This is a genomic window from Streptomyces sp. PH9007 (genome assembly GCF_059813725.1).
In genome coordinates, this window is sequence record NZ_CM187440.1 from 3,677,274 (window position 1) to 3,689,737 (window position 12,464).

13 protein-coding genes are annotated in these 12,464 nt (G+C 72.3%); 4 read left to right on the plus strand and 9 right to left on the minus strand.

Annotated features, from left to right (window positions below; translation table 11 throughout):
* Positions 1 to 3: 3 nt before the first annotated feature.
* Together ACTFAP_RS16875 and ACTFAP_RS16880 are read right to left on the minus strand one after the other, a co-directional pair.
* Positions 4 to 636, minus strand: coding sequence for an RloB domain-containing protein (locus ACTFAP_RS16875; RefSeq protein WP_495681339.1), 633 nt, complete (start codon positions 634 to 636; stop codon positions 4 to 6).
* The gene (locus tag ACTFAP_RS16880; RefSeq protein ID WP_500466739.1) at positions 599 to 1,975 is read right to left on the minus strand and encodes an AAA family ATPase; all 1,377 of its coding nucleotides are present in this window, start codon (positions 1,973 to 1,975) and stop codon (positions 599 to 601) included. Before ACTFAP_RS16880 ends, ACTFAP_RS16875 begins: the two co-directional genes overlap by 38 nt.
* Before the next feature lie 266 nt (positions 1,976 to 2,241).
* On the opposite strand from ACTFAP_RS16880, the gene ACTFAP_RS16885 reads away from it, so the two are divergent.
* Entirely contained in the window at positions 2,242 to 3,951 is a 1,710-nt protein-coding gene (locus tag ACTFAP_RS16885) for a DNA repair helicase XPB (RefSeq protein ID WP_500466740.1), read from the plus strand.
* Positions 3,952 to 3,970: 19 nt separating this feature from the next.
* On the opposite strand, the gene ACTFAP_RS16890 is transcribed toward ACTFAP_RS16885, so the two are convergent.
* Positions 3,971 to 4,138: a hypothetical protein gene (locus tag ACTFAP_RS16890; RefSeq protein WP_400010432.1), complete on the minus strand. Its 168-nt coding sequence runs from the start codon at positions 4,136 to 4,138 to the stop codon at positions 3,971 to 3,973.
* A 239-nt stretch (positions 4,139 to 4,377) separates the two neighbouring features.
* Here ACTFAP_RS16890 and ACTFAP_RS16895 point away from each other — a divergent pair, with 239 nt between their 5' ends.
* Positions 4,378 to 6,444 (plus strand): HelD family protein, encoded by a 2,067-nt coding sequence (locus ACTFAP_RS16895; RefSeq protein ID WP_500466741.1) that lies wholly within the window; start codon positions 4,378 to 4,380, stop codon positions 6,442 to 6,444.
* Between the two features lie 181 nt (positions 6,445 to 6,625).
* On the opposite strand, the gene ACTFAP_RS16900 is transcribed toward ACTFAP_RS16895, so the two are convergent.
* The 3 genes from ACTFAP_RS16900 to ACTFAP_RS16910 form a co-directional block, all read right to left on the minus strand.
* On the minus strand, positions 6,626 to 7,501 hold the full coding sequence (locus ACTFAP_RS16900; RefSeq protein ID WP_500466742.1) for a hypothetical protein: 876 nt from the start codon (positions 7,499 to 7,501) through the stop codon (positions 6,626 to 6,628).
* 274 nt (positions 7,502 to 7,775) lie between these two features.
* Positions 7,776 to 8,090 (minus strand): AzlD domain-containing protein, encoded by a 315-nt coding sequence (locus tag ACTFAP_RS16905; protein WP_390125315.1) that lies wholly within the window; start codon positions 8,088 to 8,090, stop codon positions 7,776 to 7,778.
* Entirely contained in the window at positions 8,087 to 8,845 is a 759-nt protein-coding gene (locus tag ACTFAP_RS16910) for an AzlC family ABC transporter permease (RefSeq protein ID WP_495681345.1), read from the minus strand. The genes ACTFAP_RS16905 and ACTFAP_RS16910 overlap by 4 nt, the downstream gene beginning before the upstream one ends.
* Positions 8,846 to 8,934: 89 nt before the next feature.
* On the opposite strand from ACTFAP_RS16910, the gene ACTFAP_RS16915 reads away from it, so the two are divergent.
* The gene (locus tag ACTFAP_RS16915) at positions 8,935 to 9,471 is read left to right on the plus strand and encodes a helix-turn-helix domain-containing protein (RefSeq protein WP_495684964.1); all 537 of its coding nucleotides are present in this window, start codon (positions 8,935 to 8,937) and stop codon (positions 9,469 to 9,471) included.
* Positions 9,472 to 9,496: 25 nt separating this feature from the next.
* Here the strand turns inward: ACTFAP_RS16915 and ACTFAP_RS16920 are convergent, their stop codons facing one another.
* Entirely contained in the window at positions 9,497 to 9,664 is a 168-nt protein-coding gene (locus ACTFAP_RS16920; RefSeq protein ID WP_390125319.1) for a hypothetical protein, read from the minus strand.
* A gap of 22 nt (positions 9,665 to 9,686) precedes the next feature.
* A complete protein-coding gene (locus ACTFAP_RS16925) occupies positions 9,687 to 10,451 on the minus strand; it encodes a copper homeostasis protein CutC (protein ID WP_500466743.1) in 765 nt (254 codons plus the stop codon).
* Between the two features lie 99 nt (positions 10,452 to 10,550).
* On the opposite strand from ACTFAP_RS16925, the gene ACTFAP_RS16930 reads away from it, so the two are divergent.
* Positions 10,551 to 11,162: an HD domain-containing protein gene (locus ACTFAP_RS16930; RefSeq protein ID WP_495681347.1), complete on the plus strand. Its 612-nt coding sequence runs from the start codon at positions 10,551 to 10,553 to the stop codon at positions 11,160 to 11,162.
* On the opposite strand, the gene ACTFAP_RS16935 is transcribed toward ACTFAP_RS16930, so the two are convergent.
* Positions 11,123 to 12,439 carry a Cmx/CmrA family chloramphenicol efflux MFS transporter gene (locus ACTFAP_RS16935; RefSeq protein WP_500466744.1) on the minus strand — a complete coding sequence of 439 codons (1,317 nt, stop codon included), beginning with the start codon at positions 12,437 to 12,439 and terminating at the stop codon, positions 11,123 to 11,125. The two genes, ACTFAP_RS16930 and ACTFAP_RS16935, sit on opposite strands and share 40 nt — an antisense overlap.
* Between the last annotated feature and the right edge of the window lie 25 nt (positions 12,440 to 12,464).

The window sequence follows — 12,464 nt, forward strand, 5'->3', positions numbered from 1 at the left end:
GGTTCAGCGGGCCAGGTCGCGCTGTGTGATCAGCCCTTCGACCAGCAGGTCGACATCGGTCCAGGGATTGGCTCCGTGTTCTTGATCCGACATGCCGCGGAGTTTCCGGGCCCGGGCACACGCCTCACTGTGCAGGGGGCGCAGGGCTGAATAGTCCAGATGCTTTCGGTCGCTCCGATAGCCGCAGCTCTGCTGCTTCCCCAGTAACTTCTGTGCCTCGGCAGAGGTCCGGTAGCCGGTGACCTGCTGGAAGTGGAGCAGGAGCCACAGCTCAAAACACGGGTTCGACAAGCTGACCCGTATGCCGTTGCGGGCCGCCGTGCGCAATGCCTCGTCCAGGCCGGGGTGTCTGACGGGCGCTTCCACATCCATGACGCACCAGACCTCGTCATAGGGCTCACACCGGTCCGTCCGGCTGGTGGGGGCCCGGCGCTTGTGTTTGACGGCCGCCCGGACGAGTTCGGTGGGCACACCATGTGCGGGGCCCAGTTCGATCCGGACAGGGACACCCTGCAGATCTGCGCGAAGCCCGCGGAAATACTGGTCCTCGGTGCGCTCTCCCTCGCAGTAGATGAGGATCCGTCGCAGTTCCGGACGTTTACCGGGTCGTCGTGCCAGTGGCGCTCCCCGCCCCACGTTCCCCTCCCCGCAGAATATTCTCTGTCAAACGTCCCAGCAGTTCGTCGTCCAGGAACGGGAGCGCTCCGTAGCGTCCGGACAGGTAGCGCTTCTCCAGATTGTCTCTGGCGCTTTCGGAGTCCCGCACATAGAAATCAGTGACGGGGAAGAGCCGGGTCGCGCTCGTCGTCGAGTCCTTCTCGGTGAACCAGACCTGGTCCCGGTAGAGCTCGGTCCGTGCGTTCTGTCCGAGCAGAGAGGTCTCATGTGTGCTGAATACGAGCTGAGCACCGTTCCGGTTGGTCTCACGGCTTTGAAAGAGCCCGACCAGCGCGTCCGCCAGGTAGGGGTGCAGCCGGGCATCGAGCTCATCGACACACAGCACGCTGCCTCCGGCGAGCGCGGCCATGACGGGCCCGAGCATCCCGATCCAGGTGCGCGTCCCGCTCGACTCCTCGCCGATCTCCAGGCCGAAGACCCCTTCCGAGGTGCGGTGCTGAACCTGCACCCGATGCCGTGGGACGCCGCCGACCTGGACCCGCTTGCCGAGCGCCTCCCGCAGGGCGGCGGCGACCCGTCCGTGTTCCTCCTTGATCCCCTCGTCCTGTTCGCGGATGCGCAGATCCTCCACTCCGAGGTCCGCGAACTGGAGCAAGGTCATCAAAGGAGCGCGCAGCATCCGCCCGGATTCTCCACCGTTGCTCCGGTACAGATCTATCGTGTAGTCGAGCCGATCCGCGAAATCCTCGTCCGAGGCCGAGCGCAGCCCGTCACGAAACCATTTGTGGAGGCTGCCCAGAAGATCGTGCCCCTGTGCCGCCGCAACCGAGAGATAGAGACTGTTGGGTCGGAGCAGTTGCGAAATGGTCTTTCTGCGTCCGGTCAGCGACCGTCCGAAGCTCATGGGCTCGGTGTCCCGGCCGGTTCTTGAGTAGAGCTTCCTGCGCCTTCCCTCCGGAAAGCTGTAGAGCCATTCTTCCTGGATGCGCTCGTCGTCGACGGTGAAACCGAAGGCGTACCGTGCTTTGCCGACGATGAAATCCAGCTCGAAAGTGCTCGGGAAGGACGTGTGGTCGCGGCGCAGAACGAACGGCCGCCGCGGGACGCCGCCCGCGGGGTCCCAGTGACGGAAGGAGGAGAGTACGGCGTGCCGCATCCAGGTCAGGGCGTCCAGCGCGTTCGATTTGCCGGACGCGTTGGGCCCGTAGATGGCGGCGACAGGAACGGTCCGGAGATCCGAACCCGGTACCTCGTACTCCGCCCGCTCGGCGTGCCGGTCGCCCGCGATCAACGACAGCTCTTGTTCGTCACGCAGTGACGCGTGGTTGGTCACCTGGAAGCGCAACAGCACGGGCATCTCCCTGGGTACGCATCATTGTCGTTTTGATGGGCGTTGTCGTCGAGAGAAGACGATACTGCCACCGAAATGACAATGGCTAGTGCATCTCACTCTTTGGAGTGGGGACGTCGGAGCATGCTTGTCGCCCGATTCGTCGTGGTCCGCTCCTCGCGCGGCGACGGGCCGATGTCAGGCTTTCGGGAAGCCGTCGGCTTCGTACGCTCTTGCGGCACACTGGAAGCTTGGCCTAGGGGAGATTCCCGGGGGAGACGGAGGTACGGCGCGTGTCAGGGCCGCTCATTGTGCAAAGCGACAAGACGCTCCTGCTCGAAGTGGATCACGAGCGGGCCGAGGAGTGCCGGCGGGCCATCGCGCCCTTCGCCGAGCTGGAGCGGGCCCCGGAGCACATCCACACCTACCGGGTGACCCCGCTGGGGCTGTGGAACGCGCGGGCCGCCGGGCACGACGCCGAGCAGGTCGTCGACGCCCTCGTCACCCACTCGCGGTACCCGGTGCCGCAGTCGCTGCTGGTCGACGTGGCCGAGACCATGGCGCGCTACGGGCGGCTCAGCCTCGTCAAGCACCCGGCGCACGGTCTGGTGCTGCAGAGCACCGACCGGCCGGTGCTGGAGGAGATCCTCCGGTCCAAGCGCATCAAGCCGCTGGTCGGGGAGCGGATCGACGCCGATCAGGTGGCGGTGCACCCCTCCGAGCGGGGCCAGATCAAGCAGGCGCTGCTCAAGCTGGGCTGGCCGGCCGAGGACCTGGCCGGGTACGTGGACGGTGAGGCGCACCCCATCGAGCTGGCGGAGGACGGCTGGAGCCTGCGCCCGTACCAGCGGCAGGCGGTGGACGGGTTCTGGCACGGCGGTTCCGGGGTGGTCGTGCTGCCCTGTGGCGCCGGGAAGACGCTGGTGGGGGCGGGCGCGATGGCGACCGCCAAGTCCACCACGCTGATCCTGGTGACGAACACCGTCTCCGCGCGGCAGTGGAAGGCCGAGCTGATGCGCCGTACCAGCCTGACCGAGGAGGAGATCGGCGAGTACAGCGGCACCCGCAAGGAGATCCGGCCGGTCACCATCGCCACGTATCAGGTGCTGACGGTGAAGCGGAAGGGCGTGTACCCGCATCTGGAGCTGTTCGACTCCCGGGACTGGGGCCTGGTCGTCTACGACGAGGTGCATCTGCTGCCGGCGCCGGTCTTCAAGTTCACCGCCGACCTCCAGGCGCGGCGGCGGCTGGGGCTGACGGCGACGCTGGTGCGCGAGGACGGGCGCGAGTCGGACGTGTTCTCGCTGATCGGCCCGAAGCGCTTCGACGCGCCGTGGAAGGAGATCGAGGCGCAGGGGTACATCGCACCGGCGGACTGCGTGGAGGTACGGGTCGATCTGACCGAATCGGAGCGGCTGGCGTACGCGATGGCGGAGGCCGAGGAGAAGTACCGTTTCTGCGCCACCACCGACTCCAAGCGCCGCGTCACCGAGGCCCTGGTGCGCAAGCACGCGGGGCAGCAGACCCTCGTCATCGGCCAGTACATCGACCAGCTGGACGAGCTGGGCGAGTCGCTCGGCGCCCCGGTGATCAAGGGGGAGACCAGCAACGCGCAGCGCGAGAAGCTCTTCCAGGCGTTCCGGGAGGGCGAGCTGAGCGTGCTGGTGGTCTCCAAGGTCGCGAACTTCTCCATCGACCTGCCGGAGGCCACGGTCGCCATCCAGGTGTCCGGGACCTTCGGGTCGCGCCAGGAGGAGGCACAGCGGCTGGGCCGGGTGCTGCGCCCCAAGGCGGACGGGCACGAGGCCCGCTTCTACTCGGTGGTCGCCCGGGACACCATCGACCAGGACTTCGCCGCCCACCGGCAGCGCTTCCTCGCCGAGCAGGGCTACGCCTACCGGATCATGGACGCGAGTGAGCTGCGGGATTCCCCCGAGCCGGATGTCCCCGGGCCGGATGGCGCCGAGCGGCAGCCCTCCGAGCCGGACGCGGACGGCGTCTGACAGCGGCGCCCGCCGTGGGCTATCCCCTGCTCCAGGGGCCGGGGGAGGGGTCGGCCCGCCCCAGCAGCACCACCTCCAGTGCCGTGCCCGCCCAGACCCGGGCGGCGCGCAGCACGTTCCCCAGCCGGTGCCGGGGATGCGGGAGGAGCCCGGTGGCGGAGGCTCCGTGAACGTTCGCGGTACTCATGTCTCCACCGTGCCTCCGCACCCCCCGGCGCGGCATCGGTCTGTGGTCTGAAGGTCCGGCCCGTGCCCCCTTAGGGTCCACCCCGAGACGACGGGACCGCGCGCACAAAAGCGTTTGCGTTCGCGGCGGGCCGCGCCTAAGGTGCTGCGTCTGCCTCCCTCCCGGTCGGGAGTGGAGCCGGCCGCACGGTAACCGGCCGGCACCCCCTTTCTCGTCACTTTCGCCTCGGAGGCTTCGCCATGCCCGCGGACCAGCCGTCCCTCTCCACCCCCCTGGACGCGGAGCGCGCCCACCTCGCGGCCTCCCGCGCGGCGCTGCGCACGATGCGCGCCGAGGCGGAGGGCCTGGACATCAGCGACGTCACCGCGAACTGGGTCAACGCCGAGGTGCTCGCCTCCGAGCTCGCCGCGCGCATCAAGTCCCTGGCCGACCTGGCCCACACCCCGCTGTTCTTCGGCCGCGTCGACTACGAGCACGACCTGGGCGAGGCGGACGACGAGACCGGCCGCCGCTTCTACATCGGCCGCCGGCACGTGCACGACGCGGGCGGCGACCCCATGGTCATCGACTGGCGCGCCCCCGCCTCCCGCCCCTACTACGGCGCCTCGAAGAAGGACCCGCAGGACGTCGCGCTGCGCCGCCGCTTCGGCTACGACGGCGGCGAGCTGACCGCGTACGAGGACGAGCACCTCACCGACCCGGCGGAGGCCGAGCGCTCCTCGGCGCTGCTCCAGCGCGAGATCGAGAAGCCGCGCGTGGGCCCGATGCGGGACATCGTGGCCACCATCCAGCCCGAGCAGGACGAGATCGTCCGGGCCGGGCTGAGCGGCTCGGTGTGTGTGCAGGGGGCGCCGGGCACCGGGAAGACGGCGGTCGGCCTGCACCGGGTGGCGTATCTGCTGTACGCCTACCGCGACCGGCTCGCCCGCAGCGGCACCCTGGTGATCGGACCGAACCGCTCCTTCCTGCGCTACATCGAGCAGGTGCTGCCGGCGCTCGGCGAGCTGGAGGTCAAGCAGGCGACGGTCGATGACCTGGTGGCCGGCGGCGGCATCGAGATCCGGGGCACCGATCCCTCCGGCACGGCCCGCCTCAAGGGCGACGCCCGGATGGCGGAGGTGCTGCGCCGCGCGGTGCGCTCCGGGGTGCGCACCACCCCGTCGGAGGGCGTGGTGGTGGTGCGCGGCTCGCGGCGCTGGCGGGTGCCGGTGGACGAGATCGCCGCGATCGTGACGGAGCTGCTGGCCCGCGACATCCGGTACGGGGCGGCCCGCGACGCGCTGCCGCAGCGGATCGCGCACGCCGTGCTGGTCCGGATGGAGGCGGCCGGGGAGGCGCCGGATGACCGGGTGCAGAACGCTGTGGCCCGTAACCCCGCCGTGAAGGCGGTGGTCAAGGAGGTGTGGCCGCTGGTCGACCCGGTGAAGCTGGTGCTGCGGCTGCTGTCGGACGCGGAGTTCCTGGCCCGGGCGGCCGAGGGGATCCTGGACGAGGAGGAGCAGAAGCATCTGCTGTGGGAGCGCCCGGCGCGCGGGGTGAAGTCGGCGCGCTGGTCCCCGGCCGACGCCGTCCTGATCGACGAGGCGCGCGACCTGATCGAGCGGACCGGGTCGCTGGGGCATGTGGTGCTGGACGAGGCGCAGGACCTGTCGCCGATGCAGTACCGGGCGGTGGGGCGCCGGTGCAGCACGGGTTCGGTGACGGTGCTGGGCGACATCGCGCAGGGCACCACGCCGTGGGCGACCTCGGGGTGGGAGGAGGCGCTGGCGCATCTGGGCAAGCCGGAGGCGGTGGTGGAGGAGCTGACGCAGGGGTTCCGGGTGCCGCGCAAGGTGATCGCGTACGCGTCGCGGCTGCTGCCGGCGATCGCGCCCGAGCTGTCGGAGGCGACCTCGATCCGGGACTCGGAGGGTTCGCTGGTCCTGCGCGAGGTGCCGGTGGAGGAGCTGGACGGGGCGGGGGTGGCGGCGTGCCGGGAGGCCCTGGGACGGGAGGGCTCGGTGGGCCTGATCGCGGCGGACGCGCGCGTCCCGGTGCTGTCGGCCGCGCTGACGGCGGCCGGGCTCGCGCATCTCACGCCGGGGCAGGAGACGTCGGAGTCGGCGCGGCTGACGCTGGTGCCCGCGTCGCTGGCGAAGGGCCTGGAGTACGACTACGTGGTACTGGACGAGCCGGCGGCCGTCGTGGACGGCGAGCCGGACGAACGGACCGGGCTGCGGCGGCTGTACGTGGCGCTGACCCGTGCGGTGTCGGGGCTGACGGTGGTGCACGCGACGCCGCTGCCGGAGGAGTTGGCGCAGGCGTAGCCGGCGCCGGGAACTGCCGCTCGGCGGGCCCGTCCGGTCGCTGCGGGCCGGCACGGTAGGTGGTACCCGCCGGGCGGGGCGGCCCGCCCGGCGCCCCGCGCCTGCGACGACGCCTTCCGCCGGTGCGCGACCGGCCGTCCGGGGCGCGCAATCGGGCGGGCCTTCGAGGCGGGCGACCAGGTCAGCTGAACAACGTCATGGCGAAGTCGCCGGTGTTCCCCTCGAAGTCCTTGGCCTTCTGCCAGCCGGCCGCGTGTCGGCTCCGCTGCTCATCGATACGCCGCCGCTGCTCCTCGGCGTCGGCGACGTGGGGGGTACGCGCGTAGTTCAAGCGCACCACGCCGTCCTTGACGTCGTCGCGGTTGAGCAGCGCGCCCCCGAAGAGCTGTCGCTCCAGGTCGTGCACGCTGTCCTCCTGGAGATGGTGGGCCCCGATCTCCTCAAGGTTCCGGGCGAGTTGCTCGGCTTCCACGCTGCCGGCGCCTGCCCCCTCCTTCCCCTCCAGCGAGTCCATCAGCGAGTACTGCCCGATGTAGCTCTGCATGATCCGGCAGGTGGTCCCGCGCTTCTCCACGAAGAACGCGTGGCCGTTGCCCTGGATCTGCAGATTGGCGTTACCGGGACTGCGGATCTCGGCGATGAGCTGGTGCAGCGGTGCGCTGGACGGCCTGCTTTCGGTCTGGAAGGTGAACTGACGCAGCAGATTGGCGGTTTCGCCGCAGATGCTCGTGAACTCCGGCGCGAACCGGGTCAGGGCCTCGCGTACCGGCAGCTGTGCGTACCGCTCGTCGAAGCCGATGCTCATGATGATGTTCTCCGAGGCGAACAGCTCCATTTCCAGCAGGCGCGGGGGAACATGGAGCTCCTGCGCCATCCGGCTGATCACGTCGCGCAGCTCGGGCGCGGCGTGTCCGGCGGCGGGCCCGGGACGCTCCGGCGACTCCTCCGCCGTCCGCTGGACCGGCGCGGTCCCGTCGTGATCGGCGGAGTGGGCCGAGGCCGCCCCGGTGACCAGGGCGGAGAACGCGGTGTTGCCGATGCTGCGTTGCAGGGCCATGGCCGAGGCGCGGCCGGTCGGCGCGGCCGACGGTGGGGCGGGGGCCCTGGACGCGAGCGGCTTCTCCGCTTCCCGGTGCTTTCCGAAACCCCGACCCCGCATGACAGTCCTTTCCGACGACGCGATGAGACTCGTCCCTGCATACACCGCGACGCGGCCCCGTGTGCGGCCAACGCCCTTGTGGGCACCGCACATGGGGCGTTCGGGGCAGCGGGTGGGCCGACGGGGCCCCGGGGAGCTGCCTCCCGGGTCCGCGCCCTGTGTGCGGGACGCGCTAGTGCACCCCGCACAGCCGCAGGACGGCCGTGGTGGCGACCGCCGCGAGGACGACCACGGGCAGCGGGGCGCGGCGTACGGCGAGCACGGCGGCGACCAGGACCCCGGCGGGGCGTGACCAGCCGGCCGCGCCCTGGCCCTCGGTGAGCGCGGCGGTGGCCACCAGCGCGATGAGCAGCAGGGTCGCGGCGTCGGTGAGCAGGGCGCGGGTGCGGTCGCCGAGGGCGAGGCGGTCGTGCAGCAGCGGGCCCGCGAGCCGGAAGGCGAGGGTGCCGCCGGCGAGGACGGCGATGGCGGTCAGCGGCAGCGTCACGGTGTCTCCGGTGCGGGCGGTGCGGGCGGTGTCACCGGCGCGGATGGTCCGGGCGGTGCCTTCGGCGGCGGGGTGTCGCGCAGCAGGGTGAGGGGGAGCGCGGCGAGCGCGAGCAGCACCGGCACTCCGGTGGGCAGCAACGGGGTGGCGGCCACGGCGAGCACGGCGCCCAGCAGCGCGGCCCGGCGGCGGGCGCGGCGCTCGGCGCCGCGTCCGGTGACGGACGGCAGCACCAGCGACAGCAGGATGGCGGGCAGGGCCGCGTCCAGGCCCAGCGCGTCGGTGTCGCCGAGGGCGTCGCCGGCCAGCGCGCCCAGCACCGTGAAGACGTTCCAGACGAGGAACCCGGCGATGTTGCCGGCCCAGAAGGCGGCCCGGCGCAGGGCCGGGTCCTGGTGCCGCAGGACGAAGCCGACCGAGGCGTCGGTGAGGGTGTGCGCGCCGATGAGCCGGCTCCACCAGCGGGAGCCGAACGAGCCGGCCACGGCGAAGCCGAACGGCAGCAGCCGCGCGTTGAGCACCAGGCCCGCCAGGACGGCGGCCACCGCTCCGCCGCCCGCGAAGATCACCCCCACGGTGACGAACTGGGAGGCGCCCGCGAACACGAACAGGGACATGACGACGGGCACCCACAGGGGCAGCCCGCCGGAGACCGCGATGGCGCCGAAGGAGGCGCCGATGAGGGAGTAGGCGACGGCGATCAGGACGACGGCCCGCCGGCTGTCGCGATCAAGCGTTCGCCATATCGAAAGCATGTCCAGTAGAGTGAACGCACAGGAGGCCGTTCGTCAAGGCGAACAGCCGGTAGCGCCGACCGAACGACAGGGAGCCGTCAGTGGACCTCATCGGCACCATCGCGGCCTCGATCCGCCGCGAGCGCACCCGGACCGGTCTGTCCCTGACCGAGGTCGCCCGGCGCGCCGGGATCGCCAAGTCCACCCTGTCCCAGTTGGAGAACGGCACCGGAAATCCCAGCGTGGAGACGCTGTGGGCGCTGGGGGTGGCGCTCGGCGTCCCGTTCAGTCACCTCGTGGACCCGCCCCGCCCCGTCACCCGGGTCATCCGGGCCGGCGAGGGCCCGGCGACCCGCTCGGAGCGCGCCGACTACACAGCGGTCGTCCTGGCCACCTGCCCGCCCGGCGCGCGCCGCGACATCTACCGGATCCTCATCGAGCCGGGCGAGCCCCGGATATCGGACCCGCACATGCCGGGAACGGTCGAACACGCCGTCCTGGCCACCGGGCGCGCCCTGATCGGCCCCGCCGACTCCCCCGAGGAACTGCACCCGGGGGACTACATCTCCTACCCGGGCGACGCCCCCCACACCTTCCGCGCCCTGGCACCGGACACCTCGGCCGTGATGGTGATGGAACACATCTGACCCGCCGGCCCTCGGTCGCGGGCCGTCAGCCGTTGAGCAGCACCAGCGCGCCGAGGGCCATCGCGGCCACCGCGATGCCGCCCTGCTTGATCTTGGGGCCGCGCTTGGCGGTGCGGTTCATGACGGTGGCCACCAGCAGCATCGTGCCGCCCGCGAGCAGGCCCCAGGCGCCGATGTGTTCGAGTACGGACATGGGCCCGAGTGTAGGCGGGTGATCAGCGGCCGTACATCTCCGTGTTGGCTCGGTTCGCTCCGTTCGTCCCGGCCGCGCTCGCCGCCCCCGCGCCGTCCGCCGCCTCGTCCAGGGCCCGCCGCCAGGTCCGTACCGCCGCCGCCGACACCGGGGCCGCCCAACTGCCGCCCTCGCGCGCCGCACCGCCGATGTGGAAGACGTCCACCCCGGCCGCCCGCAGCGCCGGGAGATGGCCCAGCCGCAGCCCGCCGCCCGCCATCAGCCGGGGCCCGCCGGGCGGCGCCGCGGCCTCCGCGCACAGCACCGGCAGCCCGTCCGTCACCCCGCCGGCCGCGCCGGCCGTCAGCACCGTGTCCAGGCCCGGCAGCCCGCGCAGCGCGGCCCGCGCCGCGGCCCGGTCGGCGCTGTGGTCCAGCGCGCGGTGGAACGTCCAGGGCGCGCCCGCCAGTTCCCGCGTCAGAGCCCGTACGGCGGTCAGGTCCACCGCCCCGTCCCGGTCCAGGAAGCCGAGCACGAACTCCCGCGCCCCGGCCGCCCGCAGCGTCCCGGCCGTCTCGCACAGCCGCTCGGTCCCGGCCGCGCCGAACCCGGCCCCGGAGCGCAGCATCACCCGTACCGGCAGTGCCGTCGCGGCCAGGACGGCGGTTACCGTCGCCACGTCGGGGGTCAGCCCGTCGTACTCCATGCCGGTCACCAGCTCGATGCGATCCGCCCCACCCTCCCACGCCGCGCGGGCGTCCTGGGCGGTGAGGGCGATGACTTCGAGGAGTGGCCGGGTGTCAGACATGGCTGAGCCCTTCCCCGGCCGGGGCGCCGTGATGCGGCCGGACGCGGGCGAAGACGGCGCGGCCGTGAACGGCGGCCGCTTTCCGTGCACAATGCCCGGGTGAGTGGTCATGAGGACGACAGCGCGCTGATCGAACGGTTCCCGGGGCCGCCCGCCCTGGCCCAGGAGTTGCTGGGGCGCTGGCGGGAGCCGCACCGCAGCTACCACACGGTCACCCATCTGCGGGCCGTGCTGGACCGCCTGGAGGAACTGGACGTCCAGCGGTACGCGGCCGACCCGGACGCGGTACGGCTCGCCGCCTGGTTCCACGACGCCGTCTACGACCCGCGCGAGGCCGCCACCAACGAGGAGGAGAGCGCCGAACTCGCCGAGGACCGGCTGCCGCCCGGCGAGCGCGGCGCCGAGGTCGCCCGGCTGGTCCGGCTCACCGCCACCCACGACGCCGGCCCCGGGGACACCAACGGCGCGGCGCTGTGCGACGCCGACCTCGGGGTGCTGGCCGGCTCACCGGCCCGGTACGCCGCCTACGCCGCCGAGGTCCGCCAGGAGTACGGCTTCGTGCCGGACGCCGCCTTCCGCACCGGCCGCGCCGATGTGCTGCGCCGGCTGCTCGCGCTGCCGCGTCTCTTCCACACCCCGCACGGGGCGGCCCACTGGGAGGCCACCGCCCGCTACAACGTCGCCGCGGAGCTCTCGCTGCTCACCGGCTGACCCGCCGTACCGCCGGTCACCACCCGCGAGCGTCGCACGGACAGCCGGGACTGGGCGAAGGCCAGTCCGAGCCCGCCCAGGGCGATCAGCGCGCCCACCCACGCCGTCCACGTGTAGCCGAACCCGGCGTTGATGACCAGGCCGCCCACCCAGGGGCCCAGCGTGTTGCCGGCGTTGAACGAGGAGGTGGCGGTCGCGCCGGCCAGGGTCGGGGCGCCCTCGGTCACGTTGAAGATCCGGGCGTTCAGGGCCGGGGCGCACAGGAACGAGGCGAAGCCCAGCAGCCCGGCCAGCAGCACCGCCGCCACCGGGAACTGCGCGGTGAGCGCCAGTACGGCCAGCACCGTCGCGGCGCCGCCCAGGCCCGCGTACAGGGTGCCGAACATGTGCGCGTCCGCGACCCGCCCGCCGACGATCGTGCCGCCCAGCGCACCCGCCCCGTACAGCACCAGGACGCCTGGGACCCAGGACTCGCTGAGCCCGGTCACATCGGTCAGCAGCGGCGCGAGGTAGGAGAAGAGGCAGAACGTTCCGGCGGCGAACAGCACCGTGGTCGCCATCGCCAGCAGCACCGCGCCGTCCCGGTAGACGCGCAGTTCCTCGCGGAGCCGGGGGCGTGCCGTGGCCTCGCCTTCCGCCGCCTTGCGGTCCCGGGGAACGAAGAGCACCACACCCACCAGCGCGACCGCCGTCATGAGGGTCACCGCCCAGAACGAGGACCGCCAGCCCAGGTGCTGGCCCAGGAACGCGCCGCCGGGCACGCCCGCGATGTTGGCGATGCTCAGTCCGCCGATCATCACCGCCATGGCCCGGGCCCTGGCGTCCACCGGCACCAGCGAGATCGCCACGGCCGCGCCCACCGCCCAGAAACCGGCGCACGCGAGCGCGCTCACCACCCGGGAGGCGAATAGCAGCGCGTACCCGTCCGCGAGCGCCCCCACTACATGGCCGACGCCGAACGCCGCCAGCAGCCCGATCAGCGTCACCCGGCGCGGCAGCCGCTGCGTCGCCACCGCGAGCACCGGCGCGCCGACCACCATCCCGATCGCGAACGCCGAGATCAGCAGCCCGGCCGTCGGGATCGACACGTCCAGATCGTCGGCCACCTCGGGCAGCAGCCCGGACAGCATGAACTCGGAGGTGCCGAGCGCGAAGACCGCCACCCCCAGGATGAGGACGGCGGTGGGCAGCCGCGTACGGGTGGCGGGGGCGGGAGCCGGGGCGGCGTCAGTGGATGCGGGCACGGGAGGGCCAACAGTCGCCGTCGCCGTACGCATTCCTGGGCCCGCAGTGATCCGGGCC